The 22110-nt window shown below is 45.2% G+C and carries 12 protein-coding genes and 1 pseudogene; 9 read left to right on the forward strand and 4 right to left on the reverse strand.

All coding sequences use genetic code 11. From position 1 onward, the window contains the following. Window positions 1-20 precede the first annotated feature (20 nt). From P3L47_RS21230 to P3L47_RS21240, 3 genes are all read left to right on the forward strand, one after another. Window positions 21-1928 carry a RagB/SusD family nutrient uptake outer membrane protein gene (locus P3L47_RS21230; RefSeq protein ID WP_277782040.1) on the forward strand — a complete coding sequence of 636 codons (1908 nt, stop codon included), beginning with the start codon at window positions 21-23 and terminating at the stop codon, window positions 1926-1928. Window positions 1929-2126: 198 nt separating this feature from the next. Next, entirely contained in the window at window positions 2127-5456 is a 3330-nt protein-coding gene (locus P3L47_RS21235) for an SUMF1/EgtB/PvdO family nonheme iron enzyme (protein WP_277782041.1), read from the forward strand. Window positions 5457-5581: 125 nt separating this feature from the next. Continuing rightward, entirely contained in the window at window positions 5582-6823 is a 1242-nt protein-coding gene (locus P3L47_RS21240; protein ID WP_277782042.1) for a DUF4925 domain-containing protein, read from the forward strand. Window positions 6824-6969: 146 nt separating this feature from the next. Here P3L47_RS21240 and P3L47_RS21245 read toward each other — a convergent pair whose 3' ends face one another. Both P3L47_RS21245 and P3L47_RS21250 read right to left on the reverse strand, forming a co-directional pair. Next, on the reverse strand, window positions 6970-9942 hold the full coding sequence (locus tag P3L47_RS21245) for an AAA family ATPase (protein WP_277782043.1): 2973 nt from the start codon (window positions 9940-9942) through the stop codon (window positions 6970-6972). Next, entirely contained in the window at window positions 9939-11186 is a 1248-nt protein-coding gene (locus P3L47_RS21250) for an exonuclease SbcCD subunit D (RefSeq protein ID WP_277782044.1), read from the reverse strand. Before P3L47_RS21250 ends, P3L47_RS21245 begins: the two co-directional genes overlap by 4 nt. A gap of 150 nt (window positions 11187-11336) precedes the next feature. On the opposite strand from P3L47_RS21250, the gene P3L47_RS21255 reads away from it, so the two are divergent. The 6 genes and pseudogenes from P3L47_RS21255 (at window position 11337) to P3L47_RS21280 (ending at window position 17047) form a co-directional block, all read left to right on the forward strand. Beyond that, window positions 11337-12644, forward strand: a complete 1308-nt coding sequence (locus tag P3L47_RS21255) for a S41 family peptidase (RefSeq protein ID WP_277782045.1) — start codon at window positions 11337-11339, stop codon at window positions 12642-12644. 54 nt (window positions 12645-12698) lie between these two features. Continuing rightward, window positions 12699-14369: a putative transporter gene (locus P3L47_RS21260; RefSeq protein ID WP_277782046.1), complete on the forward strand. Its 1671-nt coding sequence runs from the start codon at window positions 12699-12701 to the stop codon at window positions 14367-14369. Window positions 14370-14482: 113 nt separating this feature from the next. Beyond that, window positions 14483-14773, forward strand: coding sequence for a hypothetical protein (locus P3L47_RS21265; protein ID WP_277782047.1), 291 nt, complete (start codon window positions 14483-14485; stop codon window positions 14771-14773). Between the two features lie 53 nt (window positions 14774-14826). Further along, window positions 14827-15057 carry a hypothetical protein gene (locus P3L47_RS21270; protein ID WP_277782048.1) on the forward strand — a complete coding sequence of 77 codons (231 nt, stop codon included), beginning with the start codon at window positions 14827-14829 and terminating at the stop codon, window positions 15055-15057. Next, complete coding sequence (gene tnpB / locus P3L47_RS21275; protein WP_277782049.1) at window positions 15044-15394, forward strand: IS66 family insertion sequence element accessory protein TnpB; 351 nt, start codon at window positions 15044-15046, stop codon at window positions 15392-15394. Before P3L47_RS21270 ends, tnpB begins: the two co-directional genes overlap by 14 nt. 597 nt (window positions 15395-15991) lie before the next feature. Beyond that, window positions 15992-17047 (forward strand): annotated as a pseudogene (locus tag P3L47_RS21280) (IS66 family transposase). A 103-nt stretch (window positions 17048-17150) separates the two neighbouring features. On the opposite strand, the gene P3L47_RS21285 reads toward P3L47_RS21280, so the two are convergent. Together P3L47_RS21285 and P3L47_RS21290 are read right to left on the reverse strand one after the other, a co-directional pair. Next, window positions 17151-18701, reverse strand: coding sequence for a RagB/SusD family nutrient uptake outer membrane protein (locus P3L47_RS21285; RefSeq protein ID WP_122361475.1), 1551 nt, complete (start codon window positions 18699-18701; stop codon window positions 17151-17153). A gap of 15 nt (window positions 18702-18716) precedes the next feature. Next, window positions 18717-21803 (reverse strand): SusC/RagA family TonB-linked outer membrane protein, encoded by a 3087-nt coding sequence (locus P3L47_RS21290; RefSeq protein ID WP_277782050.1) that lies wholly within the window; start codon window positions 21801-21803, stop codon window positions 18717-18719. Window positions 21804-22110: the final 307 nt, after the last annotated feature.

The raw sequence follows: 22110 nt of genomic DNA on the forward strand, positions 1-22110 counted from the left end.
ACTATTAAAGAGATTCAATTATGAAATTCAATTTTAAGAAATATATGCTGGCTCTTGGAATGGCATCGGTATTACTGCCGAGCTGTAACGATGACTTCATGGAACGTTATCCGCAAGACCAGCTTACAGATGAAAGTTTTTGGAAGACAGAGACAGATTTAAAACTAATGCTGAACAGTCTTTATCCTCTTTACATCATTGGACATGGCAGCGGCTGGTCAGATAGCAAAACTCCCGTACTGAATATTGTAGGAAGTCCTTTAATGTATGGTGATGTCTATTCTGACAACTGTGTGAAGACAGGCAACGAAGCCAGAAGCCTAGCTGGTGAACTGATTGTTCCGACCGGAGCTTCTGCCGACAACGGATGGTATTGGTGGAATCTTCGCAAAGTAAACTTCTTCCTAAACCGTTACGACAGAGCCGAGATTAGCCAAGAAAAGAAAAACGCCTATGCAGCAGAGGCCTATTTCTTCAAAGCATGGGATTATTATCAGAAAGTACTCTATTTCGGTGATGTACCTTGGTTGACACGCGACTTAAATGTCGATTCGGAAGAATTGTATGATGCACGTACACCTCGTGCAGAAGTAATGGATTCCGTATTAATGTGTATCAACAAAGCTGTCGAATGGCTACCGGAAAAGGATGCACAGGAAGACGAACGTCTCAACAAAGACCAAGCTAATTTCCTGAAAGCACGTATCTGCTTGTTTGAAGGTACATTCCGCAAATATCATACGGAAGCAGGTTTGCAGGAAACTGCTAACAAATGGCTGGAAGAGGCAGTTAAAGCCAGCGAGTCTTTAATTGGTAAATATTCTCTGTATAAAAATGGAGAAGAAACATACTGGAAGATGTTTGCAACAACTGACCTGTCTAATAATCCGGAAGTAGTTCTTGCACGTAATTATTTGGAAAACAAAGTAGGTCATGCAGCTCAGCGTTATTTCAATCAGAATAACTCAAACCGCCAGTCAATGGGAGCAACCCGTGGGTTAATTGATGAATATCTTTGTATCGACGGTCGCCCTATCTACACAGGAGGCAGTGATGGCAATTATGAAAAGAATCCGAACTTCCTGGGCTATGGCAAATGGACTGAATTGGAAAACCGTGACCCACGTCTGACACAAACAGTATGTCGCCCCGGCGAACATGTGACAGTCTACGAAGGTGGTGTTGTCGACAAAGAAGCAAATGGTATCAAATATCCCGACTTGAACTACAACTCATCCGGCTCTACCGTAACTGGCTATCGCATTATTAAACACTGGATGGGCGACAAGGTGGAAGAAGACCGTACTACACAGGGTATACAGGCAGCTATCGAGTTTCGCTATGCTGAATTGCTGCTTATCTATGCAGAAGCTAAATATGAACTAAATGGGACATTGAGCCAGTCTGACGTTGATTTAACAATCAATGCTTTGCGCGAACGTGCCGGATTTGATTTCGAAAAGTATCCGACAGCCAAATTAACCGTTGGCCAGGAACCGGCAGACCCTCGTTTAGATAAAATTTATGCAGACAAACTAGACTACACTGTTTCTCCTTTATTGCGTGAAATCCGCCGTGAACGTCGTATTGAAATGGCTATTGAAAACCGTCGTTACGAAGACTTGATGCGCTGGAAAGCAGGAAATCTACTAACTGTTCCCTTGCGTGGTATGCACTTCCTGACAGTTCAGGATTTGTATGATGGAACACATACAGAAAAACCGGAAAAAGCACAACAGGTTGAATTAAACAAAACCGTATTCGTTGATGACGAAGGTTTCCTGATTTGCTATCCAAAGAGTCCGTATCAAAATACGATCAAAGGAACATTACCCTGGGATGACTACCGTTACTATTGGCCTATCCCAAAAGAAGAATTAATTATGAACCCGAATCTAGTTCAGAACAAAGGTTGGGAAAATAGATAATTAATCAGATACCTACTGAAAAAGGAATCATTTTATTATAGAATGATTCCTTTTCTTTTTGAATTAATCATATGGAAATTCTCCTGTTTCATAAGGTCCGGAGATAATAATGATCGCTTTTGATACAAAATTACCATTCTTCATTCTCTATTAACTCATACCTTTGTAGTATTAGATAACTTTAAACGATATCATGACATGAGATATAAAACCTGTTTAGTCTCTATTGCATTATCTTTCTTTTCATTCGGAAATGTATTTGGCAACGATGCCGACTCGTTGCGTCAAATACAAATAAATCGCCTGCAGGAGCAAGTGGATTGGGTAAATCCCAAAGCTATCCGTGCTTATTTGGATGACTCAAAATCGTCATTGGGTGACCAGGCTCCCCGACTCTATCAAAAACTGGAAGAGCTGGAATCTTTATTGCCCTGGGTAAATCAGTATCTTGCAAAAGACACAAGCCTGCAAACAATTAACGAAGCAGAAAAACTGCTCGCCCTCAAACGGGAAATCATCCTGGCTAATCCCCTGCTGGATATCGATAACTTGTTGATAGCCCGTTACCATCTAGGCGATAAAGCACGCAAGGCCATGGGACCGTCGCTCGGTACATCCACAGCCAACTATAACTCCCTTTTCTCCAACAGACGCAAAGGATATGATGCCGAAATCTGCCATCTCTCCAATCTACGTGGAGAAATTCAAAGCAAGATACTCTATAAACCGACTGCGGATGTTCCCATTTCTGACATCCAGCTACATTGGGATGCCGATCGCCTGCTCTTTTCTTCGCTCGACGAAAACCGGAAATGGCAGATATATGAAATGAACACGGATGGAAGCGGACTCCACCAAAAGATAACGGTCGATGAGCCGGACCTGGAATTTTGTGATGCTAACTACCTGCCGGACGGCAAAGTGGTCGCTACCTGCAATATCGGTTACAACGGTGTTCCCTGTGTGCATGGAGATGACGTAGTCGCCAACCTCATCTCTTATGATCCGGAAACGAAAAACATACGCCGGTTAACATTCGACCAGGATGGCAACTGGGCACCGATCGTCATTCCCAACGGCCGCCTGATGTACACTCGCTGGGAATACACGGACCTCACACATTACTTCTCCCGTATCGTGATGCATATGAATCCGGACGGTACAGAAAATAAAGCCCTATACGGCAGTGGTTCTTATTTCCCGAACAGTACGTTCGATATGAAACCGCTCTCCAAATACAACAGCCGTTTTATCGGTATCATCTCCGGTCATCACGGGACTTCACGTTCAGGACGACTAATCATCTTCGATCCGGCCAAGAGCCGCAAAGAAGAAAAAGGGATGATACAGGAACTGCCTTTCAGCAAACGTCCGATTGTCCCGATCATCAAAGACGAGCTCGTAGAAGGCGTTTGGCCCCAGTTTATGAAACCGTATCCGCTAAACGAAAAATACTTCCTGGTAGCCTGCAAACCTGCCCCCGATGCACTTTGGGGAATCTACCTGGTAGACATATTCGATAACCTGACCCTCATAACCGAACAGGAAGGCGAAGGTCTCACCGCTCCTATCCCTCTGAAGAAAACGGAAACGCCCCCTGTCATCCCGTCCAAGATCAAACCGGGAGAGAAAGAGGCTACCGTATTCATTCAGGATATTTATGAAGGGGAAGGAACACAGGGAGTGCCTCGAGGAACGATCAAATCGCTCCGTATCTTTGCCTATGAATATGCCTATATCCTCGCCCCATCCGACCACGATGCACAAGGTATCCAGAGTGGATGGGATATCAAACGTATCCTCGGTACGGTTCCGGTCGAAGAAGACGGTTCCGTCATGTTCAAGATACCGGCCAACACACCTGTTTCTATCCAGCCGCTGGATAAAAACGGAGCCGCCGTCCAGTGGATGAGAAGCTGGCTGACAGGTATGCCCGGCGAAATCGTTTCCTGTACGGGTTGCCACGAAGACCAGAACACAATCGCTATGCCCAAACGCACGACCGCTTCGACAATCAATCCCCATGCGTTGAAATCACCCGAAGGAGGCATTCGTCCTTTCACTTTCCGCCTGGAAGTGCAGCCGGTGCTGGACCGTAACTGTGTATCCTGCCATAACGGAACAGTAGCCCAGCCGGACTTCCGCAAAGATCAGATGGTCACCTACAAACGAGGTGTCCTGACCAAACTCGAACGTCATTACGACCAAAGTTATCTGAATCTGCATCCATACGTCTATCGTCAGGGACCGGAATCGGACATCTACGTACTCCGCCCTTATGAATATTATGCCAACAACAGCGAATTGATTCGTATCCTGCAAGCAGGACATCACGGTGTAAAAGTACCCGAACAGGATATGCAGACCTTATATACCTGGATCGACCTGAATGCGCCTTATTTCGGGGCTTTCAGCCAACTGAACTTAAAAAAGGAAGCTCCTCAAAACCAGATAGAACGTCGTATGGAGCTGGCAGAGAAATACAGCGGTGTACGTGTGGACTGGCAGCAGGAAATCAAGGACTATGCCGCCTGGCTGAAAAACCGGGAAAATAACGAAGTCGATGGTACTACCGCTGCCACTTCATCCGACGGTAGCGCTCCTTCGAAAGCCAAGAAGAAAGTAAAAACAGTCAAGGTCAAAGGTTTCCCCTTCAACCGGGAAGAAGCCGTGCAGAAACAGCAGGCAGACAACAAAGCTCCTCGCAAGCTGACTGTAGCCCCTGGTATCACGCTCGACATGGTATGGATACCTGCCGGTACGTTTGCCATGGGTGACAACAACGAACCGTCGGCCTCCCCTGCTTTCAAGGCACAGCTCCGGAAAGGATTCTGGATGAGCACGACAGAGATCACGAACGAGCAGTTCTGCGCACTGTTCCCCGAACACGACAGTCGTTTCATCGGGCAGACCTGGAAAGATCATACCACTCCCGGCTATGCCGCTAATCTTCCCAAGCAGCCGGTAATCCGTATCAGCTGGGATGAAGCAAATGACTTCTGTAAACAGTTGAGCGAAAAGAATCAGTGCAACATCACCCTCCCTACCGAAACACAATGGGAATGGGCTGCCCGCGCCGGATCGGCCGGTGATTTCTGGTTCGGGGACCATCAGGCAGACTTCGGTCCGTATGAAAACCTGGCAGACAGTACCACCGTGGATCTCGCCGTTACAGGTGTAAACCCCAAACCGATGCGTCCGAACGATCCAATGCGTAAGTTTTGGGATTTCTTACCCAAAGAGCTGAGCGTAAACGATCATCATCTGATCTCGGCAAACGTGGCATCCATGAAACCGAATCCCTGGGGATTATATGACATGAATGGCAATGTGGCAGAATGGACCCGCTCCGATTATGTGCCTTATCCGCTTAAAGAAAAAGCAGACCCTATGAAAGCTGAACAGAAAGTTGTACGCGGCGGCTCCTGGCGCGAACGTCCGAAGTATTCCACTTCGTCCGTCCGTAAGCCCTACTATCCGTGGCAACGTCCGTTCAATGTGGGATTCCGTGTGATCATTGAAGAGTAATTAAGCTTAATTCTTAAATACAGAACATTCATTCTTTAAAATAGCAATTGCCAGTTAACGAAGAAAGCCGTTAATTTGTCCTGGTTCAAATGAGCCTAATTTTTTATTAATTAAATTACTTTATTATGAGCAAAAAATTACTGTATTTACTTACACTGATTTGTTCTTTCAGTCTATTTACAGCATGTAGCGATGACGATGATGAGAAAAAAGAAGAAGTTGACAACAGCTGGGAACAGGTAGTTGGCGATTACAGCGGAGACAAGCTGGCATTCTCATACGGTGAAACGACTTTGACAGGAAAAGAAGTGAAATTCTCTGCAACAAGCGGAGCAAACGGAAGCCTTCTTTTAAAGAATGTAATCCCCGGTGAAAACGAAACGACAATTTCTAATATCACTGTTACTAAAGGTGAATTCTCCGGAACTGCAACGACAACCAATGCAAACGTAGAATATACCGGTTCTGTAAAGGACGAAGTCATGACGTTGAAACTGACTGTGGTTATGAATGATCCGAATGGATGGGCTAAGACATATCGTTTATCCGAATATGAAACTGGAGAGTATAACTATGAAGGAATGCCTATGATTGTTCCTACGAATTGTGCTCTGTATGCTAATTGGGAAGCAGAAGAGAGTTATGTAAATGTACTCGTTCCAATCTTTAAAATTGCAGGAGGAATTCTTCTACCACAAGTATTGAATACAGTAACACTTGAAACCGATGGAAATATTACTGCAGAATTCATGCAAAAACCAAAAGTTCAATTCGAACAAAGTTGGATTATGAGCTTTTTTGTTACAGGAAATGCACCTAATGAAAGTACTGTTAAAGCTTTAATACCTGCCAGTGGATGGCAAACAGCTCCTAAACATTTGGCTTATTGGTTTGTCAAAAATGATCAGTTATATGTCAAACTGAACATTTCAACAATTCTATCTCAAGCATTAGGATCAGAAGCTGAAGGTCTCGGTGATATTATTAACGAACTCCTTAATGGGGATCCTGCGGTTATAAAAGGTATGCTAAGCTCAATGGCCGGCATAGACTTATCTAATATATCAGATGCATCTTTTGCAACTTTATTAAACTGGGTTAAAGATGGTATTCCTATGAGTGTAAAAGTAGAGAATAGTCGCACCTATATGTATCTTGATAAAAAATCATTTGATCCATTCTTCTCCTCGCATGAGGTTGCTGGTGAAGCTACATCGGATTTGTCAGAAATATGGAAAGCTTTAATTGCTGCGGGGAAAATACCTCAGGAAATGCAGGCTATGGCATTATTCATAAATATGATAACTGAATATTGGCCTGGAACTACAGCTTTTGAGTTAGGTATGAATTTAGAAGCTACAAATTAATACAATATTTAAATCATAAAATGTGAACTCATATATAACTTTGAGTTCACATTTTATAATTTAAATAATAGATAAATTTTATAACGAAGGATGTATCTTAAAAGATTGGTTAGGTTATCAATCTTCAAAAGTCTTCCCACCACTATTCATAAAACTTCCAAATAACTCCTTCCGTTCCCTGCCCGGCTCACACGTATCTGCACCGGAATACGTTCCGTCATCTCCTGTACGTGCGAGATCACACCTATCTTACGTCCTTGTGTACGCAGGCTTTCCAAGGCATCCATTGCAATACGGAGCGTATCGGCATCCAACGAGCCGAAACCTTCGTCGATAAACAAGCTCTCTACCTTCATCCGGTTGGAGGAAAGAGACGATAGCCCCAGTGCCAACGCCAGCGAGACCAGGAATGACTCCCCTCCCGAAAGACTGTGCACAGTACGGATCTCGTCGCACATATCCCGGTCGATCACCTGTAAAGCCAACGTTTCAGGAACACGCTCCAACCGATAGCGGCGGCTCAGGTCACGCAATTGTACGTTGGCATAATTAAGCAACACATCGAGCGTATATCCCTGAGCGATACGGCGGAACTTGGCACCATCGGCCGAGCCTGCCAGGTCATTCAGCTTCGCCCAACGTTCACTTTCCCGACGGCATTCCTCCAGTTCCTTCTGCTGACTGGCTATCTTCTGTTTGTTTTCTGTATTGGAACGAAGACGGAAAGCATACTCGTTCTTTTCCCGGGTAACACGGGGTAAAAGCATTTCGAGGGTTTCTCCTTCATGTTCACGGTTCCAGGATTCGGACCAGTCGGACAAGGCTTTCCGGCGAAGTTGCAAATCTTCCGACGCTTTCTCCAGATCACGGGCAATCTGTTCGGAGATACCTTTCAGTTGGTCGGCGATACCCGATTGTTCAGTCTGGACTGCTTGCAAGCGTTTCAGACGTTCTTTTAACTCTTCTTTGCGGTTACTATATTCCTTTTCAACCTGGTCGGCAGGCTTGCCGAACAGAAGTTTCGACCGTTCGGCCTGCAGAGCGGATAGTTCCGTCCGGTTTTTCTCATACCGTAGGGTAGCATCCTCTACTTCTTTTGTTAATGAAGGGAGGAAAGAGGCAAAGGATTCGCATTCTGCTTTCTGGGCACTTTGTTCCCGTTGCAGTTGCTGTAACCGTTCTGTATTTTCATGCCAGCTGCGGGCAAAAGTTGTTAATGTTTCACGGAAAGAGTCCGGATCTTGCTGCCAGCCTTTCTGCCATTCATCATTTCCGAAAAGGCTGTTGGCGGCAGAGAGAGATTTATTAAGCGTTTCCTTACTTTCCGCGCAGATGGATTCTTCGCGGACAATCTGAGTTTCTGCCAGCTTCTGACGTCCGAGGATGTCCGTACATGATTGTTCAGCTTCCGTCAGTTCCTTATGTAGTTGTAAAAGCTGCTGACGTAACTGGTTCAGCTGCTTTTCACTGGCGGTATAGGCCGTTTTACGGGCAGTTAGCTGCTGGAGTTGCAAGGTCAAAGCGGCAATCTGTTTAGGCATTTCAGACATAGTTGCATGCGTCACAGCCGGATGATGCGTACTTCCACACACCGGACAGGGGCTTCCCTCCTGCAATTTCTTCCGTAACTCCATTATATCACCGCTGGCTGCCTGCCGTGCCTGTTCGATCAATAGATTCTCACGTTCCGCACGAACAGCTTCCAACTGTTTCTCCAAGGCTTCCTGATCCTGCACTTTCAATTCCTGCTCCGATACACGGATAGATTCTTCCGTCCGTTGAAGAGCTGCACGTTTAGTCTCGGCAGTTTGTTGTACAGTCTTTAATTGTATAGCCAGACGTTCGGCCGTCTGACGGATCGAGACAATTGTTTTACCGGATTTTTCCAACGTTTGCCGCGCAGCCAAAGCAGCATCCAGATGCAGCAACAAGGCCGAAAGTTGTTCCGCAATGCGCTCCTTACTTGCATAACGCTTCCGCCAATCGGTCAGGCGGGCGATCTCCGCAGTGCTTCGTTCCTGTTTGGTTTGGGCAGCTTTCAGCTTATCCTCACCTTCTTTCTTTCGTTGAAGTGCATCGCGGAGACGGGTTTCCGTTTCTTTCGCCGAACGGGTCGCTTCATTCAGTTGCACGTCGAGTTTGCGGGCCTGCTGCAATTCCTGTTGCAAAGCTTTAAAGTCGGCTTCCGAACGCTGTTCGTCCTGAATACCCTGCTCATATTCTTTACGGGCTGTATTCAGGAGCTCCGTAGCCCGAAGCAGCTTACCGGTAGCCTCCTTTTGTTGCTCCTGACGGGTAGCAATCTGCTGTCCGGTAGATTTAACGGCTTCCTGCAACGTCTGTTCTTCTGCTTTTGCCTTTTCAAGGGCTGAAAAGGCGACCTCCGATTCTTTGAGACGGATCTGCAATTCCTGCTCCGCCTCTTCCGTGAGCAGTTCGATTCCCTGGATACGGGCTTGTATCTTGTCGTAGGCCTCTTTGGCTACTGCATTCTTTTCAAAGATCAGACGGGAGATGGAAGAATAAAGCTCGGTGCCCGTCAGCTTTTCCAGTAATGAAGCCTTTTCCCCCTGTTCCGCTTTCAGGAAGGTGGAGAAGTCATTCTGTGCCAGCAGGACAGAACGGGTGAACTGGTCGAACGTCAGACCGATTAGCTCGATGATCCGTGTCAGTAATTCGGAGCGAGTCCCCTGTTCTTCTTTTTCCATATCTATATTATATAAGGTAAGACAGGGAGCCTTCAAACGTCCATTTTCCTTGTCGCGGGCGCGTCCGACAGTCCAGCGCGAACGGTAACGATGGCCGTTCAAAGCCAGAAAATCAATCTCTGCATATCCCGAAGCCGCCCCTCTGCGCAACAAGAAACGAGGATCACTTTGTGGCAATACCTCGTCGTTCACGTCCCGCAGGTACACTTTATTCTCTTTTGCCTGATCCGTACGCGGCGTACGGGCAAACAACGCCAGGCACATGGCATCCAATATCGTAGACTTTCCCGCCCCCGTCGGTCCGGAGATGGCAAAGATACCGGCAGACAATAGGGGTTCGACCGTAAAATCCACTTCAAACTCACCTTCCAGCGAGGCCAGATTACGCCCCCGTATCGCTAATACTTTCATAAAGAAACCTCCCGCATTACATCCTTGAACAATGATTCGATATCCTCCGGCAACTCCCCGCCATATTTGCCGGTAAAGGCATGTTTCAGCATCTCCAGCGGATCGATCCGTTGCAGATCGCTGTAAGACAACGGGCGGGCGGTATCCTCCTCCCGTTTCGGGTAAGACGGAACGATAGAGGTCAGGCGGACTGCTTTATCGGCAAGCGTCTCCTCCACCCTGTGGCGGAATCCCGGATCGGGCTCGGTCAGTAAAACACGTACTTCGATATATGGCCGGCGGTTCGGACTTTCGGACGTTCCCTCTTCGCAGGCAGGCAATTCTGCCAGCCGGGCAATCACCTCTTCCGGTGAAAGGGGTTGCTCCGGAATCCGATGCAAGTCGACAAGCAAAGGGACAGGCACCGGTTCGACCTCCGACAAGCATCCGTTATCGATCGTAACGGCAACGACCTGGTGGCGGTAGTTTTTCTCCGAAAAAGACATCGGCAGCGGACTGCCGGAATAGCGCAGGTTCTCCCTGCCTCCTATCCGTTGCGCTTTATGAATATGACCGAGGGCAGTATAAGCCAATCCCTCGTCGAATGTATCGGAAGAGACGGATTCCAGTCCGCCCATGATAATGCGTTCGCTCCGGTCGTCGTCCGACAACTCGGCCCCGGTAGCATGCAGATGCCCCATAGCGACCAACGCCTCGCCAGGTTGCCGCCTGGCGTCGGCATAGTCATACAGTTGACGGTACATACGGTTGATACCTCCTATATAGGTATCGTGCGTTTCTTCCGAAGCTGGATAATCTCCTTGCCGGAGATAAGGAACGGCAAGACACCAGGCGTCCCGTTTCTTTTCCTTATTATATAAAGGTATCACCAGAGAATTAAAATCGATCTCTCCCGTCTCCGTTCGCCGGATGATCCCGACGATAGACGTATTCAATTCCTCCAATAAGGGGATGGGAGATTCCAACCGGGCTGCCGAGTCATGGTTGCCGGCAATGACGACAATTTGCAGGTGTGGATTGCGACGGTTCGCCTCCTTCAGAAAATGAAAGAAGCGCCGCTGAGCTGCAGCAGATGGGTTAGCCACGTCGAATACATCCCCGGCAATCAACAGGACATCCGTCTGCTGCGCAACCAGCGTATCGACCAGCCAGCGTAGGAAAGCATCATGTTCCTCCTCCCGGTCGTAGCCGAAGAAGGTTTGCCCCAGATGCCAGTCGGCAGTATGTATGATCTTTAAAGACATCGTTTATCTTGTTTCCGTTAAATGAAGATTCAAAGATAAAAGATAATTATATACCTATAATCAATCCATCAAAATAATTATTTATAGAACCAAATGAAAGGATTCTCAAATAAACCTTACATTTGCAACTATATAATAAAAGAAATATTTATGAAAAAAGTAATCGTATCACTGCTACTAACTATAATATTCTGTACCCTTCCGGCCTTCAGTCAGAAAGAAAAGAACGAACTCGATGCCTCCCAAAAAGCTTTCATTGTTTCTCGTTTTTGTACTGAAATAAAATATAATTTTGTCCATTACAACAATCTTCCATACAACTGGGATAGCTTATGCATGGCCAATTTACCCTCACTAACAACTACACAATCAGACGAGGACTTTATAAACGGACTAAAACAATTATGCGCACAGCTCCATGACGGACATACGTTTATTTACCAAACAAAGTGGTCGAAAAATCCTAAAGAATGGCCCCGCTCCTTTCCTATAGCAACCAAACGTGTCGGTGATCAGGTATTTGTCACTTCTGTCCATAATTCGGAATTCAAAAAGCAAGGTATATCCTATGGTTGTGAAATACTGGAGATCGATGGAGAGAAGGTACTGGAATATGCCAATAAGCATATCACTCCATACCTAGCCTCCTCCACCCAGCAATGGTCGGACTATGCTCCGTTCAGAGGATACGAACTGACCAATGCTATAGGAACCAAGATTTCACGCATGCTTCTACGTTCCCCCGAAGGCAAAATAATCACAATAGAGAGCGATCGAAATATTCCCTGGGATATTCCTGCCGACTCATCCGTATTCGAATACAAAGTGCTTGACGGTAATATCGGTTTGCTATCCATCAAAAGTTTTTTAAATGATGACTTTCGTCGGGAAGAGTTTGACAAGATATATGAACAGATTTTAAAGACCAATGCCCTCATTATCGATATCCGTGATAATGGAGGTGGTAATTCGGATCATGCAGACTACATAATCCGACATTTCAATGACCAGCCTGTTAGACTGGGCCGCTGGAGTAGCCGGATGTATATTGCAGCTCACGGTTCATGGGACTATCCCCAAGAATGGTTCATGGAAAGTCCGAACCCGATGGAGCCTGTTAAAGATAAACCAATCTACAAGAAACCGATTGCTTTGTTAATAAATGCCACGACGTTTTCTTCAGCAGAAAACTTCAGCGTCACATATCGAGGACTTAACCGGGGTAAAATAATTGGAACTCCGACAGGGGGAAGCACTGGAAATCCGATATTTATAGACTTGGGATTTGGTTTAGGATGTAGCATCTGTACCAAAAATGAATGGGAAGTAGATGGACGTAATTTTATCGGAATTGGTATCGTTCCGGATATAGAGGTAAAAGAGAATGCTGATATCTTTCTAAAAAACAAAGATATAGTAATAGAAAAAGCCCTGGAAATCTTAAAAGATTCATTATAAGCAAAAGCTAACTTAAAAACCCCTATCTTTGCACTCTTAACAAATAACACTGGTATGGATTGGTTGCAGGAAGCTTTTTTTGAGCCGACGATGTTGCAGGCTGTTATCGTGATCTCACTGGTTTCAGCGGTGGGACTGTTTTTAGGAAGGCAAAAGATATTCGGTATATCACTGGGTATCACCTTTGTTTTCTTTGCCGGGATTATGGCCGGACACTTCGGGATTGTGGTCAATAAGGACATGCTGAACTTCGCACAGAGTTTCGGCTTGATCCTGTTTGTCTATTCCCTGGGGCTGCAGGTCGGTCCGGGTTTTTTCTCTTCACTGAAAAAAGGCGGTGTCGCCATGAATATGATGGGGCTGGGGGTGATCCTGCTCGGATTGATCATGACGCTTGCCCTCCACTGGACCACAGGCGTTTCACTTCCAAATATGGTCGGATTACTCTGTGGAGCAGTCACTAACACGCCGGCACTGGGAGCTGCCCAACAGGCTTTATTACAAGTAGAGCCATCCGATTATAAAGAAGTGACCGACATGGCACTCGCGTGCGCCGTTGCTTATCCCCTAGGCGTTGTAGGTGTGATCATGGCGATTATCCTGCTGCGGAAAGTGTTCGGGAACAAGAACTTGCCGGACGATAAAGAGAAGCACAATACCAAACCCAACATTACAGAATTTCATATCAGCAACCCGGCAATCTACGATAAGAGTATCAAGGACATCATGCAGCTGACGGAGAAACATTTCGTTATCTCCCGTGTATGGCATAATGGAAAGGTCAGCATCCCTACGTCCGACACCATATTACGTGAAGACGATCATTTGCTTATCATCTCCCATAAAGCGGATGTCGAAACGATCAAAGTCCTTTTCGGGGAACAGGAGAATGTCGACTGGAACAAGGAAGATATCGACTGGAATGCGATCGACTCGCAGCTGATCTCCCGCCGTATCGTCGTTACCCGCAACCGGGTGAACGGAGTAAAGCTCGGATCGCTCCGCCTGCGCAACCTATACGGTATCAATATCACCCGTGTCAACCGTGCCGGTATCGATCTGGTAGCAGACTCCGCCCTTCATTTACAGATCGGTGACCGTCTGACGATTGTCGGTGAGAAGAATGCCGTAAACAATGTAGGTAAGATTCTCGGTGACGAGATCAAGCGCCTGGACAACCCGAACCTGCTTGCCGTATTTATCGGTATCTCGCTGGGTGTCCTGCTGGGGTCGCTCCCTATCATGCTGCCAGGTATGACTACCCCTATCAAACTGGGTATTGCCGGCGGTCCGATTATTGTCGGTATCCTGATGGGTGCTTTCGGTCCTCGTTTCCATCTAACGACCTATACTACCATGAGTGCCAACCTGATGCTGCGCCAGCTGGGTATCGTGATCTACCTGGCGGGACTGGGTATCGATTCGGGAGCGCATTTCTTCGAGACGGTATTCCGGGCGGAAGGTTTGTTATGGGTCGGACTGGGATTCCTATTGACAATTGTGCCGGTGCTGATAGTCGGCTTCATCGCTTCACAGTTCCTCAAACTCGATTACGCCCATAACGTCGGAATGCTTTGCGGCAGCATGGCAAACCCGATGGCACTGACTTATGCCAATACAACGGTGGAAGGCGACGAACCTTCGGTAGCCTATGCAACGGTTTATCCGCTTTCAATGTTTATCCGGGTAATATCGGCACAACTTATTATTATGCTGTTTATGTAAATAATCCTGATAATAAAAAAGCCCGTGGCTACTTCGATGGAAGGTATAACCATCCGCGATAGCGTATTGTAGCCTGCCTGTAGAAATATTAACCTTGCCATAAAAATAAAATTATGGATAAAGTTAAACTCTACAGGCAGGTTTTTTCTGCTTTTAAAGAACTATGTGCTTCAGGAAAGCAACCAGGTTCATTTAGTGATTATTGTCGGGAACATGGGGTGTCTCAATGTCAAATGCCAATTGTTCTCAAGGGTGAATTCCAACAGGTACAAACTATTACAGGATATAGAAGACTAACAGGGAAAGGCCTCCTTTACTCTCAAATTTACGATGATTTTAAAGAACTGTGTGCTGAAGGAAAACAACCGGGAACATTCCAAGTTTTTGTGACAAACATGGAGTAACCCGTAAGCAAATACACAATTATCTTAACTCCCACAAACTAAAGGTTGTCGGTTTGCCCGGATACTCGGAACCGATAGGGCATAAACGAGAACAATACCAGGAAGTACCTTTTGAAGACATTATCTTTGAAGAAGCAGGTTTTCTTCCCTCCACCCTTGACCGTGTTATAACAGTGAAAGTGGATGGACACGTAACTGTCAGTTTTCCCTCTGACACAGATATTGATGTTATAGCAAAGTTTGTCGACAGGACAAGAAAGGAGGCAGGTTATGTGGGGGCTTGAACAGGGTTTGCGATTATGGGTATGCCCATCTCCGGTATCAATGCGTTATGGTATACGCGGACTGACACAAAAGGTGTGGTCATGGAAAGGCCATTCACCTGCCTCGGGTGATGTTTATGTGTTTTTCTCACGTGACCGCAAGACCATGAAGGCTTTAAGATGGGATGGCGATGGATTTTTAATGTACACTAAAAGATTGTCGCAAGGGCATTTCAGAGAAGTCGCCAAAAAAGATGATACGAGTGTTCGCCGGCTTCAGTGGGACGATTTTTATATGTTGATGAGAGGTGACGCCTGTAAAGGTTACAGTCGAAAGTCGCTTCAGAATGGCCGTTAAATAGTATTTAATGTATTGACAATCAGCAATAATAACACCTATTAAAGTTGCCTGTATCAGATATTTTTCATATCTTTAGAGTATGAAAAAAGATGAACTGATAGAACTGTTACAACGCCAAATCGACTTTCTTCAAGGGAAGTTAGATGTGGCACTGAGTTCTGTCAGTTCGCTTACTTTAACAAATGAAAACTGATTGCAACCGTAGAAGAACTGCGCAAACAGATAATCTCGCTGGAGGATGTGGTCAAAGGAAAAGGTGCAGAACTAAGCAAAGAGAAGGCTGCACGTAAAGCGGTGCAGCGTTTACAAGGTTCATCCTCTGAAATGCAGGCAAAACCGATAGAAGCTGTTGCCGGGCAGACAGAGCAGAAGCCTCAAAGAAAACGGACTAATAATGGTGCTAAAAGAAAAACTCATCCGGAGTGTAAGGTTGAAATTATCGAGGTTGAGCCTGACACTCCTGACTTCAGAGCTGAGTTGGCTACATTTATCGGAACATGTGAGGTGGTACGGTATGAAATGATACCAACACGCTTTATCAAGAAAATATACAAGATAAAGAAGTATGTTCAGGATGACAAGGTCTTCAAAGGAATGGCACCTGTAGCGCCTCTTTTCAACTCTCAGTATACGGCATCTTTTATAGCCGGACTCGCGGAACTGCGCTATCTACATGGAATGCCACTTGAGAATGCAGTCGAATACTTCCGTGCACACGGCTTTGATCTTGACAAGGGTACCGCACAGAAACTTGTCAGCAAGACAAAGGTGCAACTGGAAAATCTGTATAAGGCTCTTGCTAAAGCCATACTTGATGACAATTATATCTGTGGTGATGAAACATATCAAAAGTGCGACTTCAGGTAGCTACTCCATCGGGAAAGAAAATCAAAAAGGATATATATGGGTATTCGTCGGTATGACCACAGGTCTTGTTTTCTTCTTTTATGATGACGGCTCACGCAGTGCTGAGGTGTTTGAACGCCGATTAAGGGCTTCAAAGGAGCCTTTCAATGCGATTATTACTCTGGCTATCGCAATATCGGCATCGGTGAGATGACCGGAATAAAACGACTGCCATGTCTTCAGCATATAAAGCGCAAGTTTCTTGATATAAAGGATAATAGTCAAGCTCAGGAAATAGCAAAACTCTTTGGTTTGCTGTATCACTTTGAGCACATGCATCGCATCGGTAAAGATGGATGGACAGAGAACACACATTCAGTGGAGACAGCGATACTCAAAGGTGATACTTGAGAAAATCTACATGAGGCTAATTGCTGTAAAAAAGACCGTACTGGCATACCACCCGATGACCCTTTGCTCGCAGCTACTAATCACGCTCTTAAACAATGGCATGAGATACCGTTGATTTTTGCATCACCGACATATCGACTTGACAACAATGAAGTGGAGCGGATCAATCGCTACATATCCCTGACGCGCCGCAGGCTTACAATAGGCTCCCACACAGGAGCCGAAGCTGCCGCATTGTATCACTCGTTGGCAATAACATGTCACCGATGTGGAGTTTATGTGTTTGATTACTTCTGTGACATCATTGACAAATGTGCTGCATGGGCACCAAACACTCCCATAGAAAAATATCGCGATTTACTGCCTGATCGTTGGATACATACGCAAAAATAGCCGTCCAAATAAACTGGACGGCTATTTTTTATTGCCTTATCTGCTATCGCGGATGGTTATACGATGGAAGTGCCACGGGCTTTTTTGTTATCAGATATCCTGTTTATTCTGTATAAATAGAAAGTTTAGGATGATCATTATAAAGATTCTTATTTGCCAACTCCTCTGAATCGGTAATACGATACAGATAGTATTTACTATTCGGGCAAAAATCAGATTGGTCAGGGAATTTGAAGTAACGGTGTCCCTGAGCTTTTTTCTGAACAGTGTGAGTCTGGCCGTTTCCATCCGTATACGTATAATCGATAGGATCGTCCGGATATACCTTACGAACCACAGTTTGTTGATTACGGATAATATCGATCAGGCTAAAGCCTTCTCCCCATAACTCTTTACGTCGTTCCAACCAGATAGCATCCAGCAGCTCCTGTTGTGACAGACCGCTTGGAACCGTCTGTGCTCCCCTCGCCGTTTTCAGATCGTTCAGCTTATTCACAGCATCCGGGTCATTCAAACGGGCTTTTGCTTCCGCATTAATCAGATAGATTTCGGAAACGCGCATCAAGACGATATCTGCCACCTCATTCTCAATATCACGGAATTTGAATTTGGAATAACGCATCCATACATAAGAAGCACTTTCTTTATCCGCTCCCGGATCTGTAGCCCAAAAGATCATCTTCTTACGGTAATCACCCTCGTCAAACTGATCGCGGAAATAAGGGTCCATATTGAAGCTGTAATAATAAGAGCCCGGTGTTGTCGTATCCAGGAAATGGAATTGGTAACTGGCGTTGCTCTGATCATTTGTCTGCGGATGGCCCCAAATCCATTCTTTGTTATCAACCGTACTAAATCCGTCATTATATTCACTCTCGCTCATCAGGTAGTTATCTTTAGCTAAAAGCTGATCTGAATACATTTTAGCTTTGTCCCATTCACGGGCATACAGACAAGCACGGGAAAGAATACCTAATACAACCTCATTATCAATTTTATGCTTGGAGTTACGTACATATGTTTCAGGGATCAGCTCCAACGCTGCTTCCAGGTCACTGATCGCCTGCGCGTAAACTTCGCTTACACTGGATGCGGGTTTTCCTTCTGCTGCTATATTCTCGTCGGTCGATTGTGTATAAATAGGCGCACATACGGCATTCGGATCTTTATCGATAGCAAAAGAATAGGAAGATGCCAGATGCAGATAAAGGAATCCGCGCAAAGCCAGTGCCTGTCCTTTAATACGGTCTCTGTCGAATTGTGTTCCTTCTGCGTTATCGATATTATCGAGTACGCCGTTACAGTCGTTAATAACACGATAAGCCAATAACCAGCTCAACGTGTTCGTACCTCCTTTACCATAGATGGCACTGAGCTGGTTATGGGATCTGAAACCATATTTATCATTCAATACCACATCGGATCCCATAGCATCGTTTGCACGCAACATAGCGCCATAGCCTGGGTTGGCATACGAGTTGAAAGTCTCCATCAAATAGTTCCAACCACCGTTAAGTACCTTTTCCGCATCTACCGTTTTTCCGAAAACAGAACCGGCATCCACGTAGGTCGTAGGAATCGTATCCAAATCGCAGGAAGTAAACATACCGGCTCCCAGCGCTATTGAAAATATATATTTAAAAATAGTCTTCATATTCTTCTTGTTATATTAAAGTTTCACATTGATACCAAATGAGATAGTCTTCATTGCCGGATAACGGTAATAAGTAGAACCTCCGACTGTTTGTTCCGGGTCCAGACCCTGCTGTTTTGTAAACGTCAACATATTTTCTGCCTGGAAGAAAACACTGGCATCTTTCAAAGTCAGCGTATTCAGAATCGTCTTCGGCAGGTTATAAGAGAATGTGATATTCTTCAGGCGCAAGTATGAACGATCCACCAGGAAGCGATCCGAAGAACTTGTCCATGAACTTTTCGGGGAAGTAGTCAGACGCGGAACATCCGTGTTTGTATTTTCCGGAGTCCAGCGATCCAGCATATCTACACTCCAGGATGTACCTGTAGGTCCCTGGCTCATCAATGAAAGTTTATCACCGTTATAGATCTTACCTCCTAACGAATAAGAGAACAAGAATGACAGAGAGAAATCCTTATAGGAAAGATCCGATTGGATACCCCCTGTCCATTTGGGCAAAGAGTTGCCGCATTTCACTTTATCGGATGTTGTTGTCGAAGAATAATCTTCCGTAGTCACTTTCTCACCGTCGTTATTATAGCGATACCACATCGGGTTACCGTTTTCCGGATTCACACCAGCCCATTCTACCAGATAGAAATCATACAAGGAACCGCCTTTTACCCATTTCTTGTTACCGCTCCACATTTCGTCAGCCGGCAACGAGGTGATCTTGTTTTTATAAGTAGTGGCATTCAATGATAGTTTCCACTTCCAATCCTTTGTTACAATAGGATAACCGGCGATCTGTAATTCCCATCCATAGTTCTTGATAGCACCGATGTTTTCATCCATACTGGAGAAACCGGAAGACGGAACCAGGTCTTTTGAGAACAACAGGTCTTTTGAACGACGTTCGAAATATTCTACAGTACCGCTTAAACGGTTATTCCACAAACCGAAATCCAAACCGACATTGGTGTTCAGGTTCGTTTCCCATGACAGGTTCGGAGTAGCCAGACGATACGCATGCAATCCGGATTCGCCGAGGTTGTTACGGATAGAATAGAGTGCCTGATAAGCATAGTAACCCACCTGGTCATTACCCTGTGCACCATAGCTGGCACGCAGTGACAAATTCGAAAGCCAGCCGGATGTCTCCGCCATAAATGCTTCCTGCATAATCTTCCATGAAGCACCGACCGACCAGAAAGTACCCCAGCGATGGTCGGGGTGGAAACGTGAAGAACCATCCGTACGAACAGATCCCGACAAGAAATATTTAGAAGCATACGAGTATTCGGCACTACCAAAATAGCTCAACAATTTATATTGGTCGCTGTCTCCAGAGAAATCACTCAAAGAGGAAGCTGCATCCGGTTCATAGAAACCGTCCATGATCACCTTGCTACGTGTTCCGCCAAAATTAGAAGTATTATATTCATAATATTCCTGACCTACCATGACACGGATATTATGGTTATCGTTGATCGTACGCTGATAATTAACGACGTTATTGAAAGTCATACCTGTAGTACGGTAGTTCTGTTTACTTACTTCACCACCGCTGATAGAACCCGGACCATATGTCGGGTTATCGTAATTATGAAGGAATTTACTGTTATAGTCAACATTCAAAGACATTTTATAAGTAAGTCCTTCTATAGGAGCAACCTGTACATATCCGCGAAGAGAAGCAGCATCCCGCTTAACCTCACGCTTGTCATGCGGCATGGATGCCAGCAAGTTATATTTTGCATATGAGTTAGGACGGTATTCACCGTAATCGAACATACGGTCGCCGTTTTCATCCAAAAGGTATGCGCCGGTCTTCATATCGCGCTGGTATACCGGATAGAAAGAAGGCAATGAACGTGCGAACGCAACGACGTTGGAAATGGCAGAGTCATCTTGTTTAGGAGAATCCTGAACCGAATGCGTTCCGGACAGATTCAAACCGACCTGTAACCATTTACGAATATCCGACGTTATATTGGCACGCAGGGTATAACGTTTGAAACCGGAACAAATATAAGCACCCTGATCATTCATATAGCCTGCAGAAGCAAAGTACTTGGAATTTTTGCTACCGCCGCTTACACGTATATTCAGATCTGAATAATGAGCATCCTGTGAAAGAGCATCATCCCAACTGTCATTCCATAGAGGATTTGCACCGGAAACCAATTTTCCATCAAGCCCCACCGGTTCCGGAAAAGCTGATCCATAAGGGTTAATACCCAAATTACCGGTTAAATTACTTGATGCATAGGCAGCAGCATCTGCAGCCGAATAACCGTTATCCATACGATAGTTGCGCATGGCTTCCCAATACAATTCAAAATACTGGTTCGTATTTACCTGATCGTAATCAGCACGCGCACGGCTTGAAAAACCATACTTGGCAGAGAAATCCACTGTTGGTGCACTCTCTTTCGTACCTTGTTTGGTAGTAATCATAATGACACCGTTTGCAGCACGTGAGCCATACAGGGCAGCAGAAGCTGCATCCTTCAACACGGTTATAGACTCGATGTCCGATGAAGCAATGGAAGAAAGCGCTCCGTCATAAGGAACACCATCTACAACATACAACGGATTGGTCGAAGCGTTGACCGACCCGACACCACGGATAAAAATCGTAGCATCCGATCCCGGCTGTCCGCTGGATGAGAATGACTGGAGTCCGGCAACGGTTCCCTGTAATGCTTTCGACACACTACTAACCTGTGCTTTCTCGATCGTTCCGGCAGGAATAAAGCTTGCGGAACCTGTAAATGTTGATTTCTTGGCAGTACCATAAGGAACGGTAATGATAACTTCGTCTACCATCTGGCTCGTTTCCTGCAGCTCGACATTAATCACTTTACGTTTGTTTACCTGTTCGGTTACCGTCTCATAACCGATAAATGAAAATACAAGGCTTTCATTGCCTTTTACCTGAATGGAATAACTTCCGTCGATACCAGTGATTGTACCGCGGGTCTGCCCTTTCACAAAAACAGCCACACCAGGAATTTCTTCACCTCCCGCAGTGACTTTACCTGTCACTGTAATATCCTGTGCATACGCAACAGCACAAAACAGCAAACTACACAAGAATAAATAAAATTTGCTCATAAACTCAGCTTTGTTTAGATGTTTATAAATTACACACTTATCAATACTATATGATGATCCCTCTCAACACAAATTAATCCTTTCCGGATCAACTCACTTTTCTTGAATTCAATTTTCGATTGTTATTTATATGCATATTTCAGATTAGTATATTATTTAGATTTCATCAATGAAATCTAAATAAAAAGCCCGGGCTTTTTAAGTTTAATATTGGCTACTATTTTCTAGTCTTATTAATATGAAGGCAACATTGTTTAATTATTATTTTACTAGCGCTGCAAATATATATAAATTATCTTAACCCAAG

The sequence above is a fragment of the Parabacteroides chongii genome (assembly GCF_029581355.1).
GTDB lineage: Bacteria > Bacteroidota > Bacteroidia > Bacteroidales > Tannerellaceae > Parabacteroides > Parabacteroides chongii.

Bases quoted from the DNA above. Each gene is read 5' to 3' on its own strand.
- P3L47_RS21245 (WP_277782043.1), bottom strand. From the start codon at position 9,942: ATGAAAGTATTAGCGATACGGGGGCGTAATCTGGCCTCGCTGGAAGGT.
- P3L47_RS21285 (WP_122361475.1), bottom strand. From the start codon at position 18,701: ATGAAGACTATTTTTAAATATATATTTTCAATAGCGCTGGGAGCCGGT.
- P3L47_RS21235 (WP_277782041.1), top strand. From the start codon at position 2,127: ATGAGATATAAAACCTGTTTAGTCTCTATTGCATTATCTTTCTTTTCA.
- P3L47_RS21265 (WP_277782047.1), top strand. From the start codon at position 14,483: ATGGATAAAGTTAAACTCTACAGGCAGGTTTTTTCTGCTTTTAAAGAA.
- P3L47_RS21250 (WP_277782044.1), bottom strand. From the start codon at position 11,186: ATGTCTTTAAAGATCATACATACTGCCGACTGGCATCTGGGGCAAACC.
- P3L47_RS21260 (WP_277782046.1), top strand. From the start codon at position 12,699: ATGGATTGGTTGCAGGAAGCTTTTTTTGAGCCGACGATGTTGCAGGCT.
- P3L47_RS21290 (WP_277782050.1), bottom strand. From the start codon at position 21,803: ATGAGCAAATTTTATTTATTCTTGTGTAGTTTGCTGTTTTGTGCTGTT.
- P3L47_RS21255 (WP_277782045.1), top strand. From the start codon at position 11,337: ATGAAAAAAGTAATCGTATCACTGCTACTAACTATAATATTCTGTACC.
- tnpB (WP_277782049.1), top strand. From the start codon at position 15,044: ATGTGGGGGCTTGAACAGGGTTTGCGATTATGGGTATGCCCATCTCCG.
- P3L47_RS21240 (WP_277782042.1), top strand. From the start codon at position 5,582: ATGAGCAAAAAATTACTGTATTTACTTACACTGATTTGTTCTTTCAGT.
- P3L47_RS21230 (WP_277782040.1), top strand. From the start codon at position 21: ATGAAATTCAATTTTAAGAAATATATGCTGGCTCTTGGAATGGCATCG.